The organism is Vreelandella sp. EE27 (assembly GCF_968206495.1).
Genome location: NZ_OZ309109.1, coordinates 2,131,979 through 2,148,762, shown reverse-complemented (window position 1 = coordinate 2,148,762; position 16,784 = coordinate 2,131,979). Strand labels below are relative to the sequence as shown.

Here is a 16,784-nt window from a genome sequence, read left to right as displayed (position 1 = left end):
TGACGATGGCAACCGATAAAGAACAGCAGGACGGCCGGCCGCGGCGGCGCCTGGATGAGCAAGGCGCGGCGGATCGCTGGACCCAAGGCCCGGAAGTCAGCGCCGCCAAAGGCCAGGAGAGCACGGCCGGGGCAGCAAACGATACCAGCGAAACGCTTCGCGAGCGTCAGCGTCTGGCCCAGATCGAGATGATGGATCGCTGGATCGGCGGTGTGCTCACCGAACAGCGCCGCAGTCGGCGCTGGAAGCTCTTCTTTCGCCTATTGATCCTCTTGGTGGTGCTGTCGGTCATCTCCTTTACGGTGTATCGCGCCTTCTTTGCGGAATCCGGCAGCGCCGCCCTCGCTCAGGAGCACCTGGCGCTTGTCGAGGTACGTGGCGTTATAGCGGGCGACTCACCGGCGAACGCCGAGCGCATCATCAAAGGGCTCAACCGGGCCTGGGAGACCGACAGTGCCACCGCCGTGGTGCTGCATATCGACAGCCCCGGTGGAAGCCCGGTGCAGTCCCAGCGGGTCTACGCCGAAATCATGCGCCTTCGCGAGCAGGGCGATAAGCCGATCATTGCGGTCATCGAGGATATCGGCGCCAGTGGCGCCTACTACATTGCCTCCGCCGCCGATGTCATCGTCGCCTCACCGGCGAGTCTGGTCGGCTCGATCGGCGTGATCTACGCAGGTTTCGGTTTTCAAGAAGCGATTGATCAGCTGGGTGTCGAGCGCCGCGTGATGACCGCCGGTGAGAACAAGGCGTTTTTGGATCCCTTTCAGCCGGTGGATGAAGACATTGCCGCGTTCTGGCAGGGCGTGTTGACCCAAACCCACCAGCAGTTCATCGACGACGTCGTTGCTGGCCGAGACGGCCGCTTGGTCGAAAGCGACGAGCTTTTCTCGGGGCTTATTTGGAGCGGCGAGCAGGCCATGGAGCTTGGGCTGATCGACGAGCTGGCAAGCCTGGAACAGGTCGCCCGGGATCAGGTGGGCGAGGCGGTGTGGGAAGATTACACACCTCGCCTCGACCCGTTCGAGCGTCTTACCCGTCGCTTTACCGGGGCCGCGGCCGAGATTCTGGGCATTGAAAGCACTCAGTCGCCGCTGCGCTTTCAGGCGCGCTAACGCTAACACTCGCCGAGCGGGTCCATGCCCGCTTGGCGAAGAAGCCCGCAAAGCGCGATCAGCGGCAGGCCGATCAGCGCGTTGGGGTCGCGCCCGTTGAGTGATTCGAAAAGCGTGACCCCAAGCCCTTCCATACGAAAGCTGCCGGCGCTATCCAGCGGCTGCTCGAGCGCGACGTAGCGGGCGATTTCCGCTTCGTCGAGCGTGCGAAAGAGTACTTCGAAAGGCTCGACATGCACCTCGCTTTGACCGGTTCGCGTATCCAGCAGCGCAAGGCCGGTAAGAAAGGTGACTTTATTGCCGGAAAAACGGGCCAGGTTGGCGCAGGCGCGCTCGGCGGTGTGCGGCTTGCCGAGAATCTCGCCGTCGAACAGCGCGATCTGGTCCGAACCGATGATCAAATGGTGGGGAAAGTGCTGGGCAACGGCGCTGGCTTTACCCAGCGCCAGCCGGCGCACCAGTACCTCGGGTGCTTCATCGGCCTGGGGCGTTTCGTCGATATCCGGCGATAAGCACTGGTAAGGCAGCGCCAGACGGTCGAGAAGTGCCTTGCGAAAGCGTGAGCTCGAGGCGAGTACCAGGGGGGCGTTAGCGGTTTCGGGCACTGCATTCTCCATTGGGTAAGTGGTGCGTTTAAATGATGCGCTCCCGCGCCTGGGAAGCGGTGGGATACGTGGTGGCTAAACGCGTGCGCGTATAAATATTTTAATTAAAAAGTGCCGGCGCGGCGGTATTTTACTGGTTTGCGCACAAAACAGCGAAGAAAAGGCGGCACGGCTTTGACAGCGCCGCGGCGAGTGCCTATCATTGCGCGCCTATGTCGACCTCACAACTCCCCAGTCGGGTTGAGCCTTACAAGCTTGCAGCCCGCCACGAACGACTCGAAGGCCAAGTGGCGCTTGATAAGTTGCCACGTCTTGCCGAAGAGGCAGGCGAACAAACCGGCGAGTGCTTTGCATCGCTCGAGTTTGGTATCGATGCCCAGGGTCGCCGTGAAATTCGTGGCCAGTTGCGCGCAACGCTTTCGCTTGCGTGCCGGCGCTGTCTGGTGCCGCTGAGCCAGGATGTCTCCAGCGACTTTCTTCTGGGCATGGTGTCCGACGAGGCGCTGGCGTCCGAGCTGCCCGCCAGTCACGAGCCCGTGCTGGTGGAGCGCGAACAGCTGGACCTGCTCACCGTGATCGAAGACGAGCTGATCCTTAGCTTACCTCAGGTGGTCTACCACGCCGAGGAAGAGTGCTTTGTCTCGGCAGAGCAACTGGTCAGTAAAACCGACGGCGCGGACGAAGAGCCCGCGCCTCGATCGAATCCTTTTGCGGTGCTTGGCGCCTTGAAGGATAAAGATTCATCCGACGGTAAGAAATAAGCAGCACTTACCCATCCACTTTTGGAGTAACTACTCATGGCAGTTCAAAAGAACCGTAAAACTCGTTCCAAGCGCGGCATGCGTCGTAGCCACGATGCCCTGACAGGCCCGACGCTGTCTCAGGACAAAGAAACTGGTACGACACACCTGCGCCACCACGTCGCGCCGGATGGTTTCTACCGCGGTCGTAAGGTGGTCGAGGTATAAGCCTCGAGTCTCTTTCAAGCGGCAAAGCAGAGCCAGAATCTCGTGCGCCTGGCGATTGATGTCATGGGGGGCGACCAGGGCCCCCGCGTCATCATCGAAGGCTGTGCCAGAGCGGTGATTGAACGCCCTGACCTCGAGCTGGTTCTGTTTGGTCCGTCTCAGCACCTGGCGGCTGAGTTAGCACGTTTGCCGCGGCCCCTGGCTGCGGCAACGTCACGTTTGGCGGTCAGTAATGCGCCAGAACAGGTATTGCCGGATGCCACGGCTGCCTGGGCGCTGCGCCATGGCCAGGCCACCAGTATGGCTGCCATGCTGCGCTGCGTGGCAACAGGCGATGCCGTGGCGGGGCTAAGCGCGGGCAATACCGCCGCCCTGGTCGCCCTTGCCCGGCGCGAAGTTGGGTTGTTCGACGGCCTTTCGCGTCCGGCAATCAGCGCGTCCATACCCAGCGGGCAGCAAAAGCGCTGCTATCTGCTCGATTTGGGGGCTAACGTGGATTCGCCGCCGGCCAGGCTCGTCGATTTCGCCATCATGGGTGCGGCGATGGCGCAGTGCCTGGACGGGGTCGAGCGGCCCAAAGTGGCGCTTTTGAACGTGGGAAGCGAAGCCATGAAAGGCAGTGCCTGCGTGCGCGAAGCCGACCAGGTGTTAAAGAAGCATAGCGCAGCGCTGGGTTTCGACTACCGTGGCTACGCTGAGGGTGATGCCATCTACCAGGGGAGCCTGGACGTTGTCGTCTGCGATGGCTTCGTCGGTAATGTGGCCCTCAAGGCCAGCGAGGGTTTGACCCGGATGCTGGCCGAGCGTACCCGGGTGGCGTTCGAGTCGCGCTTTCGCGCTCGCCTGGCGAGCCTGTTGATTCGGCCTTTATTGCGCCAGCTCAAACAGGAGTTGAATCCAGTGCGCTATAACGGGGCGAGTCTGTTAGGGCTTAAAAAAAGTGTCCTCAAAAGCCATGGTAGTACCCAAGCCGATGGTTTCTACTACGCTATTGAGCGCGCGCTGCACGAAGTGGCGCAAAATTTGCCCGCGCGGATCGAGCGCCTGCTAAACGAGCGGGGCGCACGCGTCTCGGGTATCACAACAACGCATTGATGGTTTATTGAATAGTTTATTGGCAGGTCCAGGCGTCGCGTCGGCGCCGGTAATGCTGCCCATACGCTCGGATGAGCAAATGCCTACTAGAGCAAAGGTGAACGACATGTCTCAACCCCTTGCCCTCGTTTTTCCCGGCCAGGGTTCGCAGCAGCTTGGCATGCTACGCGAACTGGCCGAGCGCTATAGCGTGGTGGGAACGACATTTGAGGAAGCGTCAGACGCTTTGGGTTTCGATCTATGGAAAATCGTCCAGGATGGCCCGGAAGAGGCGCTCAACAAAACGGCATGCACTCAGCCGGCGCTTTTGACCTCGAGCGTGGCGATCTGGCGCGTGTGGCAAGAGCTCGAAGGCCCGCGCCCTGGCATCATGGCCGGCCATAGCCTGGGCGAGTACAGCGCCATGGTGTGCGCCGGGGTGATGGGATTTGCCGAAGGCGTGCGCCTGGTGCGCATGCGCGGCGAAGCCATGCAGGACGCCGTGCCCGAAGGGGAAGGCGGCATGGCGGCCATTTTGGGCCTCGATGACAGCGCTGTCGAGGCGGCGTGTGAGAGCGTGGCTCACAACGAGGTCGTCTCCGCGGTGAACTACAATTCGCCCGGTCAGGTGGTGATCGCCGGCAACAAGGGAGCCGTTGAACGCGCCATCGTGGCCTGTCAGGAAGCCGGTGCCAAGCGGGCGATGTCATTACCCGTGTCGGTGCCTTCGCACTGTGCGCTGATGCGCCCGGCCGCCGAGCGGCTGAGTGACTACATGAAAGACATCGAATTTCGCACGCCGCGCTACACCGTGGTTCAAAACGTCGACGGCCTGGCGCACTCCGATGTCGAAACGCTGCGCACCCGGTTGATCGAGCAGCTCTATCAGCCGGTGCGTTGGTCCACCTGCGTAGAGGCGATGGCCAAGCAGGGCGCGAACGTATTCATCGAGTGCGGGCCAGGCAAGGTGCTAACCGGGCTCAATAAGCGTATCGTGCGCGCAAGCAAAGGGCTTGCAGTAAACGACCCGGACTCGCTGGACCAGGCGCTCGAGCTTGCTCGCGAAGCATTGGCCGACAGCAGCGCCTAAGCGCTACACTGCACAAACTCTTAAATGGTTAAAGGCAAAGCGTTATGACCCAGGAACGTCAGGAACGTAAAGTTGCGCTGGTCACCGGCGCCAGCCGGGGCATCGGTCGTGCCATCGCCCACGAGCTCGGCCGTCAGGGTCGAATCGTGATCGGCACCGCCACCAGCGAAGCTGGCGCCCAAAAAATCGACGACGATTTGAAAGAACAGGGTATCGAAGGCGCTGGCCTGTGTCTGGATGTCACCGATCAGGCCAGCATCGACCAGGTATTGAAAGCGATCAACGAGCGCTTCGAGGCGCCTACCATTTTGGTCAACAATGCCGGTATCACCCGTGATAACCTCTTGATGCGTATGAAAGAGGACGAGTGGGACGCGGTCATGGATGCCAACCTGAAATCCGTTTATCGTGTAAGTAAAGCTTGCCTTCGCGGTATGACAAAGGCACGCTTTGGGCGTATCGTGTCGATCAGCTCGGTGGTGGCCACTATGGGCAATCTTGGCCAGACCAACTATGCTGCTGCCAAGGCAGGCATGGAAGGCTTTAGCCGGGCGCTGGCACGCGAAGTCGCCTCCCGGGCGATTACCGTGAACAGCGTTGCTCCGGGCTTTATCGCCACCGATATGACCGAGTCGCTGCCCGAAGCGCAGCACGAGGCGCTGTTGAAGCAGATACCCCTGGCACGTTTGGGCGGGCCCGAGGAAATTGCCGCCGCCGTCGGCTTTTTGACAAGTGATGCCGCCGGCTACATTACCGGCGAGACACTGCATGTTAACGGCGGCATGAATATGCGTTGATGGCCTGGGGTTGGCGGTTGCGTCGGCCCCGGGGCGTCTATAAACTACCCCGCAGCTTTTTGCTTGCGGTTTCCTATCTAGCTGGTTATCAATACGGCTAACTGTGAATGACTGGAGTACGTTGATGAGTACTATTGAAGAGCGCGTTAAAAAAGTTGTGGCTGAGCGCCTGAACGTGAAAGAAGAGGACATCCAGAACAGCTCTTCTTTTACTGAAGACCTGGGTGCTGACTCGCTTGACACCGTTGAGCTGGTAATGGCGCTGGAAGAGGAATTCGACACCGAAATCCCTGACGAAGAAGCCGAAAAGATCACGACGGTTCAAGAGGCCATCGACTACGTCAACGCCCATCAGTAAGGGTTTGGTCGACGCAGGAGCTTCGGGTAGTCGGTGACTACCCGGCGTGAAAAAAGCCGCCCTGGCTCAGGGCGGCTTTTTTTGTATCGGAGGTTGAGTGAATTCACCCCGCAATCTCCGTTATACTAGACAAAATTTTTCAGCAATGGCCGTTAAGGGTCTTGTACCAAGGATGCCGGGAGGAGAGCTGATGGCGCGAAGAAGGGTAGTAGTCACCGGGTTGGGCCTGGTGACACCGGTCGGCAATACGGTCGAACAGTCATGGGCCAACATCGTTGCGGGTAAAAGCGGCATAGCGCCGATCGAGCATTTTGATGCCAGCAGCTTCAATACGCGCTTTGGAGGGTCGGTCAAGGATTTCGATATCAGCGGGTATCTCAATCCCAAGGACGCCCGCAAGATGGACCTGTTCATCCAGTACGGCATGGCCGCGGGTAGTCAGGCCATCACCGATGCCGGTATCGAGTGCACCGACGAGAACGCCGAGCGCATCGGCGTGGCGATCGGCTCGGGTATCGGCGGCTTGCCAATGATCGAACAGAACCACAATGCGCTCAACAAGGGCGGGGCGCGGCGTGTTTCGCCGTTTTTCGTACCGGGCTCCATCATCAACATGATTTCGGGCAACATGGCGATCCAGCACGGCTTCAAGGGGCCGAACATTGCGATCACCACGGCGTGTACCAGCGGTACCCACAACATTGGTTACAGCGCGCGGACCATCGCCTACGGGGATGCCGACGTCATGGTGTGTGGTGGCGCCGAGATGGCCACGACGCCGCTGGGGCTTGGCGGTTTCTCCGCGGCGCGGGCGCTTTCCACGCGCAATGACGACCCTCAGGCGGCCAGCCGCCCCTGGGATGCGGATCGCGACGGTTTCGTGCTCTCCGACGGCGCCGGTGTGCTGGTGCTCGAAGAGTACGAGCACGCCAAGGCGCGCGGGGCGAACATCTACGCCGAACTCTCGGGCTTTGGCATGAGCGATGACGCCTATCACATGACCGCTCCGCCGGAAGACGGCCGTGGCGCGGCGCTTGCCATGAGCAACGCCATCAAGGATGCCGCCATCGACCCGGAGAAGGTGGACTATATCAACGCCCACGGTACCTCGACCGCGGCCGGCGACCTGGCCGAGAGCCGGGCCATCGAGCGCGTGATCGGAAGCGGTGCGAAAAACGTGGCGGTCAGTTCGACCAAGTCGATGATTGGCCACCTGCTGGGGGCGGCCGGCGCGGTAGAAGCGGTATTCTGCATTTTGGCGATTCGTGACCAGGTCGCACCGCCCACCATCAACCTGGATAACCCCCAGCCAGGCTGCAATCTCGACTACGTGCCCCATACGGCGCGCGAGATGCGCATCGACACTACGCTCTCCAACTCCTTCGGGTTTGGCGGCACCAACGGCTCGCTGCTGTTTACGCGGGTGTAAGCGTTCATGTCCGCCACCCAGGTGCCCGTTGACGACCGTGGGCTCGCTTATGGTGATGGGCTGTTCGAGACGGTGCTAATGCGCGCGGGCCAGCCGCTTTTGTGGTCTTACCACGTAAAGCGGCTGGCCCGCGGCTGTGAGCGCCTGCAAATTCCCATGCCAGCGCTTTCGGATCTAGAGGCAAGCTTTACCCGCGCCCCGGATAGCGAGCTTGAAGTGCTCAAACTCGTGCTGACCCGGGGCAGCGGTGGCCAAGGATACAAAGCGCCGCTTCCACCCGAACCGAGGCTCCTGCTAAGCCGTCGACCGTTTACGGCCCCGGTAGAGCGCTGGCGCGAGGGCGTATGCGTGCGCCTTTGCGATCTCCGTTTGGGGCATCAGCCCCGCCTGGCGGGGATCAAACACTTGAATCGTCTCGAGAACGTGCTCGCACGCCAGGAATGGGAGTCCCCGGATATTCATGAGGGTATTCTGGCCGACACGGGCGGGCGCGTGATCGAGGCGATCAGCATGAACGTTTTTTGGTCCGACCAGGGGCGCATTTACACCCCCGGGCTCGAGCGGTGCGGGGTGGCCGGTACGCTGCGTGAAGCGCTCGTCGAACAAGGCACGGTGCTCGAGGGCGAGCTCGATGTCGGCGCGTTTGCAAGCGTCGAAGGGCTTTGGGTGGGCAACTCCGTTCAGGGCGTTTGGCCGGTACGCACCCTGCTCGATAGCCGGGGCGAGGTGCTCAATACCTGGCGGGGAGGCGATGCTTCGCTTCAACGCCAGGCGCACCGCTTGCTGGGTTACCCTGAATCATTTTGATACGAGGCTTTGAGTAACATGGTGAAACGGTTACTGACCGCAGGTTTGGTTCTGGTGGTGCTGGCCGCTGCCGTGTTGGCCGGGGGCTACGTGTACTGGCAAAGCCGCCTCAATGCGCCGGTGGCACTCGATGAGCCTACGCTCTACTACGTACCGCCGGGGGCAGGGTTCAACCAGGCCCTTCGCGAGCTCGACGAGCAAGGCATCGTCGATGACACCTGGGCATTCCGGCTACTGGCCCGGGTAGCGCCGGAGCGCATCCCCCGGCTGCGGGTGGGCGAGTATCGCATCACGCCGGAGATGAGCGCGATGGAGGTCATGGAGCTTTTGGGAAGCAGCAACGTGGTCACCTATCGGCTCACCGTTCCCGAGGGGTGGACGTTTGCTCAGATGCGCGCGCGCCTCGATAGTGCCGAAAAGCTCGCCCACGAAACCAGCGGGCTGAGCGATGCGGAGGTCATGGCGGTTTTGGAGCGGGAAGGCACCTACCCCGAGGGCTGGTTTTTTCCGGATACCTACCGCTACCACCTGGGCATGAGCGACGTGGACATTCTGCGCCAGTCGATCGAGCGTATGGAGCGAATGCTCGATGAGGCCTGGCAAAACCGCGACGACGATCTGACGATCGATACGCCCTATGAGGCCTTGATCATGGCCTCGCTCATCGAGCGCGAAACCGGCGCGCCGGAAGAGCGGCGCGAAATCGCTGGGGTGTTCAAGCGGCGCATGGAGCAGGGGATGCGCCTGCAAACCGATCCGACGGTGATTTATGGCATGGGCGAGCGCTATGAAGGGCGCATTACCCGGGCGGATTTGCGCGAAGCCACGCCCTACAACACTTACGTGATCGACGGCATGCCCCCCACACCGATTGCCATGCCCGGTGCGGCTTCCTTGGAGGCGGCGGTGAACCCGCTGCCTGGCGAAACGCTCTATTTCGTATCGAAAGGTGACGGCACGCACCATTTCTCGCGCACGCTCAGAGAGCACAACAACGCCGTCAACCGCTATATTCGCAACCAGTAACGAGAGGGCGCCGGGCAAGCCCCGGCGCTGGAAAGCTATTTTATGAGGTTTCAATGACCGAGCGCGGGCGCTTTATTACCCTGGAAGGGGGCGAGGGAGTGGGCAAGTCCACCAACGTCGCGTTTGTGGCCGCCTGGCTCGAGGCGCAGGGGCTCGAAGTGGTCTGCACGCGTGAGCCCGGTGGTACACCGGTTGCCGAATCGATCCGCGCGCTACTGCTGGCCACCACGTTCGACGAGCCGCTGCATACCGACGCCGAGCTTCTGCTCATGTTCGCCGCTCGGGCCCAGCACCTGGCCGAAAAAATACTCCCGGCGCTCGAGCGCGGGGCTTGGGTGGTCTGCGACCGGTTCACCGATGCCACCTTTGCCTACCAGGGCGGTGGGCGCGGTATCGATGTCCAGCGTATCGAGATCCTCGAGCAGTTCGTCCAAAAGGGGCTGGCGCCGGATTTGACCCTGCTGCTGGACATGTCCCCCCGGGCCGCCAGGGATCGCCTCGAGGGGCGGCTGCGCGCGGAAAACACCCAGCGCGACCGCTTCGAACAGGAGCAGGCGGACTTTTTCAGCGCGGTACGAAGTGCCTACCGGGCTCGCGCCGATGCCAGCCCCGAACGCTTTGCGGTGATCGATGCGGAACAGCCCCTCGAAAAGGTCCAGGCCGCGCTTGAAAACGCGTTGACTGAGCGGGTGCTGCCATGGCGCTAGCGGATCTGCTTCCCTGGCATGGCGAAGTATGGCAGCAGTTCACCCGCCTGGCCGAGGAGGGGCGCATGCCCCATGCGCTTCTTTTAAGCGGTGCTCACGGGGTCGGCAAGCAGCAGCTGGCCGAGGCCCTGGTCGCGCGCACGCTCTGCGCGCACCCCGAAAACGGCCAGGCGTGTGGGCACTGCCACAGCTGCAGTATGCTGGCCTCGGGCTATCATCCGGATTTGATGCGTATTGCGCTCGACGAAGGCAAGCGCCAGATCCGCATCGACCCGATTCGCGAGGTTAACCGCTTCGTCCACCAGACCGCTCAGCAGGGCGGCTATCGGGTGATCGTGATCAGCCCGGCGGAGGCGATGAACAGCGCCGCCGCCAACGCGCTGCTCAAAAGCCTCGAAGAGCCCGGCGAAAGAACGCTGTTCATTTTGCTGTCGGACGTGCCGTCACGGATGCTGCCGACGATCCGTTCGCGCTGCCAGCAGTGGTCGCTACCCAATGTGGCCTTCGAGCGCTGCCAGGGCTGGCTGACCGAGCAGTTGGGTAGCGAAGAGGCGCTTTTTTGGTGGCAGGTTTCCGGCGGTCTGCCGCTTTTGGCCGTAGAGCTTGCCGCTCCACAAGAGCGCGCGCTGCGCCATCAAATCCACGACAGCTTCGAGCAGCTGGTGCGCGGCGCCGAGCCGGTTTCCGAGGCGGCCAGGCTCGATCGTCAGGCGATCGACGCCATTCTATGGTACGGTATCGCCTGGCTTGAGGACCTGATTCGGCTGGGGCTGACCGGGCAAACCACGGCGCTCCATAACCCGGATTTGGAGCCTCTTTATCGTCAGGCGGTGAAAAACGCCCGTGTTCAGGACTGGTTTAGGCTTCTGGACTACGCGCGGGAACAGCGTCGGCTCCTTTTTGCCGGCGCCAACCCCAATCCGCAGCTAGTGCTCGAAGCCTGGCTGGTACGCTGGTCGGCGCTTTTACGCTCCTGACCGGCAGCCGAGCCGCTACCCGTCTCTACCGCCGCCCACTGTCCAGGAGGTATCGATGACCGCTCAAAAAGCGCTTTCGCTAACGGTGCCGGATATTCCCACGCTGCTATCGGCCTACATGCCTTATTTGGAGCGAGGCGGCATATTCGTGCCCGTCGAGACGTTCTATAGCCTTGGCCAGGTGGTGCATCTGCTGATTTCCCTGCCCGGTGAAAGCGAACGGCTCAGCGTGACTGGCAACGTCGTATGGGTTTCGCCTGCTGGCATCAGCGGGCGGCGCATGGCGGGTATCGGGGTCCACTTTAGCCATCAGGACTACCCGGTGCGCGACAAGATCGAGACGTTATTGGCCGGCCAGCTGGATAGCGCGCCGGCTTCGTTTACCCTCTAGTCACGCCTTTCTATCGCTTTTATCTGCTCCACTGTTTATCGAGGCCCGAATGTTTGTTGATTCGCACTGCCACCTGGACCGTCTCTCGGAAAGTACCCACGGCGGCGACGTCGATGCCGCGCTCGAGGCGGCGCGCGCGGCACGCGTCAATCAGTTTTTGGCCATTGCGGTGACCCTCGACGATATGCCCGGGCTGGCTGCGCTTTCGCGCAAACACCAGGACGTGGCGATCTCCGCGGGACTTCACCCGCTGGCAAGCGTCGAGGCCGAGCCGAGCGTCGAGGATATCAAGGAAGCCGCCGAGCAGTACGGCGTCGTGGCCATTGGCGAAACCGGGCTCGATTACCACTACCGCGACAGTGTCGGTGTCGAGGTTCAGCACGAGCGCTTCAAGCGCCACCTGATCGCCGCTACCGAGCTCGAACTTCCCGTGGTGGTGCATACCCGCGAGGCCAAAGAGGACACGCTGGCGCTGCTGCGTGCTCACACCGACCCAAGTGTGGCCGGCGTGCTGCACTGCTTTACTGAAGATATCGACATGGCGCGTGAAGCGATACGGCTCGGGTTTTATATTTCGCTGTCGGGCATCATTACCTTTGCAAGCGCTGCCTCGCTCAAAGAGCTTGCCCGGGCGCTGCCGCTGGACCGGCTGTTGATCGAAACCGACAGCCCCTATTTGGCCCCCGTGCCTCATCGCGGTAAGGCCAACGAGCCCGCCTGGGTGGTGGAAGTCGCCGAGTGCATCGCCGCAGAGCGCGGCATCAGCGTCGACGAGGTCGCCATGCAAACCACGGCCAACTTTTACCGGCTCTTTCGCGGCGCCGTGCCCGACGCCCCGGCCCATGTCCAACAGGCGCTAGCGCAATCCGGCCTGGTTTGAACCATACTCGAGTCACGCTTACACCATGCGGTTGAGGACGCCATGAATATCGATCGACTGCTCAAACATCAGCCCGCTTCTGCGAATATTCCGCCGGTGGATCAGTGGCAGCCCGCGCTTTCCGGCGATATCGATATCGTCATTCAAGCCGACGGCAGCTGGCGCCACGAAGGCACCGGCTTTGCCCGCCCGGAAATCCCACACCTGCTGGCGCGCCTGCTGCGCCGGGACGAGGCCGGCGTTTGCCTGGTGACCCCGGTCGAGCGCTGGCGGGTCACCGTTGAAGACTGCCCCTTCGTCATCGTCGAGGCGGATTTCAAAGAGGGCGCCTGGTGGTTCACCACCCAGTTCGACGACGTCGTTCGCCTGGACGACGTGCACCCCATGACCTTGAGTGCCGCGCCGGATGGCGACTGGATGCCGGAAGTCGCCATCCGCTTTGGCCTGGCCGCGCGGCTTCATCGCAACGTGTTCTACCGGTTGATCGACCAGGCCCTCCTCGAGGAGAGCGCAGCGGGGCAGCGGCTTTGCCTGGAGAGCGCCGGCCAGTATTACCCCCTGGGCGAGCTGGACAGCGCTTCAAGTAGCGATAGCGAGACGCCGTGAAGTTAACCCCGGAACAGCACGCGGTCGTAGGCCACGTAAACGGTCACGCGCGCGTCGCCGCCGTGGCCGGTGCGGGTAAAACCACCACCATGGCGGCGCGGGTGCTGCAGCTACTCGAAAACGGGGTGGCGCCCAAACGGATACTGGTACTGATGTTCAACCGCTCCGCCCGGGAGGACTTTCAGCGCCGTCTGGCGAGTATGGCCCCTAAAGGGCAGCCGCTGCCCGATGTGCGCACCTTTCACTCGCTGGGCCACCGGCTGACCCAAAGCCTTTGCCGCTGGGGGGCGCTTGCCTCGCGACAGCTGCTCTCCGCGGACTGGCAGCTAGAGCGGCTGCTGCGCCAGGCGAGCTTGAACGTACTGGCCGACCAGGCCGAGCGCCGCGATACGGCCCTGGACGCGGACCGCCTGGAAACGTTGGCCCACTTTTGCGGGCTGGTCAAAGCCGATATGTGCACGCCGGAGGCGCTCTTCGAGCGGCTGAATCTCGACGACGAGAGCGACTACTTTCCCGACGCCTTTCACGAGGCAGAGCGGCTTTTGGAAAGTCACGCCCTGATGACCTACGCCGATCTGCTCTACCGGCCGCTTCGCGCGCTGGAGGCGGACCCCTCGCTTAGAGCCCGCGTCGAAGGGTTTCTCGATCACGTCATCATCGACGAGTACCAGGATATCAATACCGCTCAGCAGCGCCTTTTGAAGGTGCTGGCCGGGCCGTCGGCGAGCGTGATGGCGGTGGGCGATGCCAACCAGTGTATCTACGAGTGGCGCGGGGCGCGGCCAGACACCATGCTCGAAAACTTCACCGCCACCTTCGGCCGCGCCGCCGACTACCCACTATCGACCACCTTTCGCCATGGCCACGCGCTGGCGCTGGCCGCCAATCACGCCATCATGAACAACGTCCGCCGGCCCGACCAGCTCTGTCTGGCCGCTCCGGCAAGTGCGGCGACCCATATTCACGCAGGCCAGGGCACGCGGCTTTTACTCGACGCGCTGAGCGACTGGCAGGCGAAAGGGCGGCGTTTCGACGAGGCGAGCCTGCTGGTGCGCAGTTGGGCGCTGTCGGTGCCGTTTCAGCTGGCGCTTTTGCAGGCAGGTATTCCTTTCCGGCTGCTGCGCGAGGACCGTTTCGTGTTTCGCCTGCCCCTGGTGCAGGCGCTGGCGGGCTATCTGAAACTCGCGCGCCGTCCGGCGCTTTTGCACGACCCGGCCCAGTTGCTCTTGCTGCTGGCCCAGCCTACGCCTTTCGTGGCCCGCGAGCGGCTAAGCCAGCTGGCGCACCAGCTAGCGGCCACCCAAACCTTTCCCGAGCGCAGCGACCCGATCATCGCATCGCTCAAGCCGATTCAGCGGCGCACGCTCAAAAAGCGCTGGGAGCTTCTTTGTGAGCTGCCGCGCCTCAGTGCCTGGCCGCCGGCGAAGCTTTTGCAACACGTGGTGACCACCATCGAGGCGGAAAAGACGCTCAAGCGGGCCGCCGCGCGTCGTGACAAGGGCGAGGAGGACGTGCGTCTGCTCGACGTGCTGATCGAACAGGCGGAGAGTGTCAACGATCCGGATGCTTTTATCGAGCTGCTCGAGCGCCCGGTAGAGAACCAGGCGGGCGGGGTTTTGATCAGCACCGTACACGGCGCCAAGGGGCTCGAATGGCCGCTGGTGGCCGTGGCCGGGGTCAACGAAGAGGATTTTCCGCACTACAGCCGCGATAATCCGCTAAGCGACGAGCGCCTCGAGGAGGAGCGGCGGCTTTTCTACGTGGCGATCACCCGGGCTCAGCAGCAGCTTTTGATCCTTCATGATGGCGGCGCCCACCGCCCGAGCCGCTTCATTGGGGAGAGTAGCTGGTCGGACAGCGTGCGCATCGCCCAGGCGCTCGAGCATGGAAACGCCCCGGAAATGCCGCTTCAGGTAAGCGCCAAAGCGCTCATTGAGCGCTACTTGAAGCGCCTGGGGCGTGAGGATATTACGCTGGCCTGCGCCGAGGTCAACGAGTCGAAAGGCGCTTATCAAGCCCTGGCCGAGTTCTACCCCGGACAGAAGCTGCGCCACGAGGTGTTCGGTGAAGGGGAGGTGGCCGCCGTGGAGGGGAGTCCAGGCGATCCGGTGATCGATGTGCGCTTCGTTCAGGCCGGGCGGCGCCGTTTGATTGCCCGGCGCGCGCCGATTACCTCCCTCGACCCCGTTGGGCCGGCCTGACTGGGCCGGCCGCATCACGCTTACATATTGGGGTAGTTGGGCCCACCGCCGCCTTCCGGCGCCACCCAGGTAATGTTCTGAGCCGGGTCCTTGATATCGCAGGTCTTGCAGTGCACGCAGTTTTGGAAGTTGATCTGAAAACGCGGCTGGCCCGCCTCGTCTTCCACTACTTCGTATACCCCTGCCGGGCAGTAGCGCTGCGCGGGCTCGGCGTATTTGGGCAGGTTATGCTCGATGGGAATCGAAGGGTCGGTAAGTTTCAGGTGGCAGGGCTGATCCTCTTCGTGGTTGGTGTTGGATAAAAACACCGACGAAGATTTATCGAAGGAGAGCTTGCCATCGGGTTTGGGGTAGTCGATCTTTTCGAACTCCGCCGCCGGCTTGAGCGCACCGTGGTCGGTCACCGTGTCGCGCAGGGTCGGCAGCTTGTTGCCGACCAGCTGGTTGACGAAGTTGAACGCGCCGCCACCGACGTTACCGTATTTGTGCATCGCCGGGCCAAAGCTTGCGTTCGCCTTGAGCTCTTCATACGCCCAGCTCGCTTCCCACCGGTCGTTGAAGCCGGTCAGCTCATTGGCGCCTTCGTCGCCCGCCTTGATCGCCTCGAAAACGCTTTCAGCGGCCACCAGCCCTGACTTCATGGCGGTGTGGATGCCCTTGATCTTGGCGAAGTTGAGCGTGCCCGCATCGCAGCCGATCAAAAGCCCGCCGGGGAAGGTCATGCGGGGCAGGCAGTTGAAGCCGCCCTTGGTGATCGCCCGAGCGCCGTAGGCCACGCGCTTGCCGTCTTTCAGGTACTGGGAAAGCGTGGGGTGGTGCTTCATGCGCTGGAATTCATCGAAGGGCGAAAGCCAGGGGTTCTGGTAGGCCAGGTCCATGATCAGCCCAACGACCACCTGCTGGTTTTCGGCGTGGTAAAGAAACCAGCCGCCCTGGGTCGAATTGTCCAGCGGCCAGCCGGAACCGTGCAGGACAAGGCCTGGCTCGTGCTGTTCGGCGGGTACGTCCCAAAGCTCCTTCAAGCCGATACCGTAGTGCTGCGGGTCGCGCCCTTCGTCCAGCGAGAACTCCTCGATCAGGCGTTTGCCCAAATGCCCGCGGGAGCCCTCGGCGAAGAGGGTGTATTTGGCGCGAAGCTCCATGCCCGGCATGTGGCCATCCTTGGGCGTGCCGTCCGCGGCCACCCCCATGTCGCCGACCACGATGCCGCGCACGGCGCCGTCTTCGATGATCACTTCCTGGGCGGCGAAGCCCGGGAATATCTCAACGCCCAGTGCCTCGGCCTGTTCGGCCAGCCAACGGCACAGGTTGCCTGCACTGATCACGTAGCGGGTCTGGTCGCCGCCGGTGTTATGCATGCTTTTGGGCACTAGCGCATGGGGCAGCTTCCAGCCTTTCTCGCTATCCTTCAAAAGGTAGACATCGTCCCGGGTCGCCGGGGTGTTGAGGGGCGCACCGCGTTCTTGCCAGTCGGGGAAAAGCTCGTTAAGCGCGCGGGGTTCGAATACGGCGCCGGATAAAATGTGGGCGCCTACTTCCGAGCCTTTTTCCACCACGCATACGCTTAGTTCTTGTTCGGCCTCGTTGGCTTGCTGCATCAGTCGGCAGGCGGCTGCCAACCCTGATGGCCCCGCACCAACGATGACAATGTCCATTTCCATGACATCGCGCTCTGCGTTTTCCACCTGGTCTCTCCTTATTCTCATAAGGCCCGTATCTTATGAAAACACGGCCTTAATTCTAAACGGTCGTT

The 16,784-nt window shown here is 62.2% G+C and carries 18 protein-coding genes; 16 read left to right on the top strand and 2 right to left on the bottom strand.

The features are described from left to right. The first annotated feature begins 5 nt into the window (after window positions 1-5). Window positions 6-1,115 carry a signal peptide peptidase SppA gene (gene sppA, locus ACWHVV_RS10325; protein ID WP_447926170.1) on the top strand — a complete coding sequence of 370 codons (1,110 nt, stop codon included), beginning with the start codon at window positions 6-8 and terminating at the stop codon, window positions 1,113-1,115. Between the two features lie 2 nt (window positions 1,116-1,117). On the opposite strand, the gene ACWHVV_RS10320 is transcribed toward sppA, so the two are convergent. Further along, window positions 1,118-1,720 (bottom strand): Maf family protein, encoded by a 603-nt coding sequence (locus ACWHVV_RS10320; protein WP_447926169.1) that lies wholly within the window; start codon window positions 1,718-1,720, stop codon window positions 1,118-1,120. Between the two features lie 212 nt (window positions 1,721-1,932). On the opposite strand from ACWHVV_RS10320, the gene ACWHVV_RS10315 reads away from it, so the two are divergent. From ACWHVV_RS10315 to ACWHVV_RS10245, 15 genes are all read left to right on the top strand, one after another. Then, window positions 1,933-2,481 (top strand): YceD family protein, encoded by a 549-nt coding sequence (locus ACWHVV_RS10315; RefSeq protein ID WP_447926168.1) that lies wholly within the window; start codon window positions 1,933-1,935, stop codon window positions 2,479-2,481. 36 nt (window positions 2,482-2,517) lie between these two features. Beyond that, window positions 2,518-2,688: a 50S ribosomal protein L32 gene (gene rpmF / locus ACWHVV_RS10310; protein WP_447528985.1), complete on the top strand. Its 171-nt coding sequence runs from the start codon at window positions 2,518-2,520 to the stop codon at window positions 2,686-2,688. Between the two features lie 42 nt (window positions 2,689-2,730). Beyond that, window positions 2,731-3,783, top strand: a complete 1,053-nt coding sequence (plsX, locus tag ACWHVV_RS10305; protein WP_447926167.1) for a phosphate acyltransferase PlsX — start codon at window positions 2,731-2,733, stop codon at window positions 3,781-3,783. Between the two features lie 106 nt (window positions 3,784-3,889). Continuing rightward, window positions 3,890-4,852 carry an ACP S-malonyltransferase gene (gene fabD / locus ACWHVV_RS10300; protein WP_447926166.1) on the top strand — a complete coding sequence of 321 codons (963 nt, stop codon included), beginning with the start codon at window positions 3,890-3,892 and terminating at the stop codon, window positions 4,850-4,852. A gap of 44 nt (window positions 4,853-4,896) precedes the next feature. Further along, complete coding sequence (fabG, locus tag ACWHVV_RS10295) at window positions 4,897-5,649, top strand: 3-oxoacyl-ACP reductase FabG (protein ID WP_447926165.1); 753 nt, start codon at window positions 4,897-4,899, stop codon at window positions 5,647-5,649. 124 nt (window positions 5,650-5,773) lie between these two features. Beyond that, window positions 5,774-6,007, top strand: a complete 234-nt coding sequence (acpP, locus tag ACWHVV_RS10290; RefSeq protein WP_008956801.1) for an acyl carrier protein — start codon at window positions 5,774-5,776, stop codon at window positions 6,005-6,007. A gap of 190 nt (window positions 6,008-6,197) precedes the next feature. Continuing rightward, entirely contained in the window at window positions 6,198-7,436 is a 1,239-nt protein-coding gene (gene fabF / locus ACWHVV_RS10285) for a beta-ketoacyl-ACP synthase II (protein ID WP_447926164.1), read from the top strand. Between the two features lie 6 nt (window positions 7,437-7,442). Beyond that, entirely contained in the window at window positions 7,443-8,243 is an 801-nt protein-coding gene (gene pabC, locus ACWHVV_RS10280) for an aminodeoxychorismate lyase (RefSeq protein ID WP_447926163.1), read from the top strand. A gap of 18 nt (window positions 8,244-8,261) precedes the next feature. Beyond that, on the top strand, window positions 8,262-9,269 hold the full coding sequence (mltG, locus tag ACWHVV_RS10275; RefSeq protein WP_447926162.1) for an endolytic transglycosylase MltG: 1,008 nt from the start codon (window positions 8,262-8,264) through the stop codon (window positions 9,267-9,269). A 53-nt stretch (window positions 9,270-9,322) separates the two neighbouring features. Then, window positions 9,323-9,976 (top strand): dTMP kinase, encoded by a 654-nt coding sequence (tmk, locus tag ACWHVV_RS10270; protein ID WP_447926161.1) that lies wholly within the window; start codon window positions 9,323-9,325, stop codon window positions 9,974-9,976. Further along, window positions 9,967-10,953 carry a DNA polymerase III subunit delta' gene (locus tag ACWHVV_RS10265; protein ID WP_447926160.1) on the top strand — a complete coding sequence of 329 codons (987 nt, stop codon included), beginning with the start codon at window positions 9,967-9,969 and terminating at the stop codon, window positions 10,951-10,953. Before tmk ends, ACWHVV_RS10265 begins: the two co-directional genes overlap by 10 nt. A gap of 55 nt (window positions 10,954-11,008) precedes the next feature. Further along, a complete protein-coding gene (locus ACWHVV_RS10260) occupies window positions 11,009-11,344 on the top strand; it encodes a PilZ domain-containing protein (protein ID WP_447926159.1) in 336 nt (111 codons plus the stop codon). A 49-nt stretch (window positions 11,345-11,393) separates the two neighbouring features. Then, window positions 11,394-12,224, top strand: a complete 831-nt coding sequence (locus ACWHVV_RS10255; protein WP_447926158.1) for a TatD family hydrolase — start codon at window positions 11,394-11,396, stop codon at window positions 12,222-12,224. 42 nt (window positions 12,225-12,266) lie between these two features. Further along, window positions 12,267-12,830 (top strand): DUF1285 domain-containing protein, encoded by a 564-nt coding sequence (locus ACWHVV_RS10250; RefSeq protein WP_447926157.1) that lies wholly within the window; start codon window positions 12,267-12,269, stop codon window positions 12,828-12,830. Then, complete coding sequence (locus tag ACWHVV_RS10245) at window positions 12,827-15,031, top strand: ATP-dependent helicase (RefSeq protein WP_447926156.1); 2,205 nt, start codon at window positions 12,827-12,829, stop codon at window positions 15,029-15,031. Before ACWHVV_RS10250 ends, ACWHVV_RS10245 begins: the two co-directional genes overlap by 4 nt. Before the next feature lie 20 nt (window positions 15,032-15,051). Here the strand turns inward: ACWHVV_RS10245 and ACWHVV_RS10240 are convergent, their stop codons facing one another. After that, the gene (locus ACWHVV_RS10240) at window positions 15,052-16,716 is read right to left on the bottom strand and encodes an electron transfer flavoprotein-ubiquinone oxidoreductase (protein WP_447926155.1); all 1,665 of its coding nucleotides are present in this window, start codon (window positions 16,714-16,716) and stop codon (window positions 15,052-15,054) included. Window positions 16,717-16,784: the final 68 nt, after the last annotated feature.

What these genes read in the sequence shown, in the direction of transcription:
- ACWHVV_RS10260 (WP_447926159.1), top strand. Translation starts at nt 11,009, where the DNA reads ATGACCGCTCAAAAAGCGCTTTCGCTAACGGTGCCGGATATTCCCACG.
- ACWHVV_RS10250 (WP_447926157.1), top strand. Translation starts at nt 12,267, where the DNA reads ATGAATATCGATCGACTGCTCAAACATCAGCCCGCTTCTGCGAATATT.
- sppA (WP_447926170.1), top strand. Translation starts at nt 6, where the DNA reads ATGGCAACCGATAAAGAACAGCAGGACGGCCGGCCGCGGCGGCGCCTG.
- fabD (WP_447926166.1), top strand. Translation starts at nt 3,890, where the DNA reads ATGTCTCAACCCCTTGCCCTCGTTTTTCCCGGCCAGGGTTCGCAGCAG.
- pabC (WP_447926163.1), top strand. Translation starts at nt 7,443, where the DNA reads ATGTCCGCCACCCAGGTGCCCGTTGACGACCGTGGGCTCGCTTATGGT.
- mltG (WP_447926162.1), top strand. Translation starts at nt 8,262, where the DNA reads ATGGTGAAACGGTTACTGACCGCAGGTTTGGTTCTGGTGGTGCTGGCC.
- ACWHVV_RS10315 (WP_447926168.1), top strand. Translation starts at nt 1,933, where the DNA reads ATGTCGACCTCACAACTCCCCAGTCGGGTTGAGCCTTACAAGCTTGCA.
- fabF (WP_447926164.1), top strand. Translation starts at nt 6,198, where the DNA reads ATGGCGCGAAGAAGGGTAGTAGTCACCGGGTTGGGCCTGGTGACACCG.
- tmk (WP_447926161.1), top strand. Translation starts at nt 9,323, where the DNA reads ATGACCGAGCGCGGGCGCTTTATTACCCTGGAAGGGGGCGAGGGAGTG.
- fabG (WP_447926165.1), top strand. Translation starts at nt 4,897, where the DNA reads ATGACCCAGGAACGTCAGGAACGTAAAGTTGCGCTGGTCACCGGCGCC.
- ACWHVV_RS10265 (WP_447926160.1), top strand. Translation starts at nt 9,967, where the DNA reads ATGGCGCTAGCGGATCTGCTTCCCTGGCATGGCGAAGTATGGCAGCAG.
- ACWHVV_RS10255 (WP_447926158.1), top strand. Translation starts at nt 11,394, where the DNA reads ATGTTTGTTGATTCGCACTGCCACCTGGACCGTCTCTCGGAAAGTACC.
- acpP (WP_008956801.1), top strand. Translation starts at nt 5,774, where the DNA reads ATGAGTACTATTGAAGAGCGCGTTAAAAAAGTTGTGGCTGAGCGCCTG.
- rpmF (WP_447528985.1), top strand. Translation starts at nt 2,518, where the DNA reads ATGGCAGTTCAAAAGAACCGTAAAACTCGTTCCAAGCGCGGCATGCGT.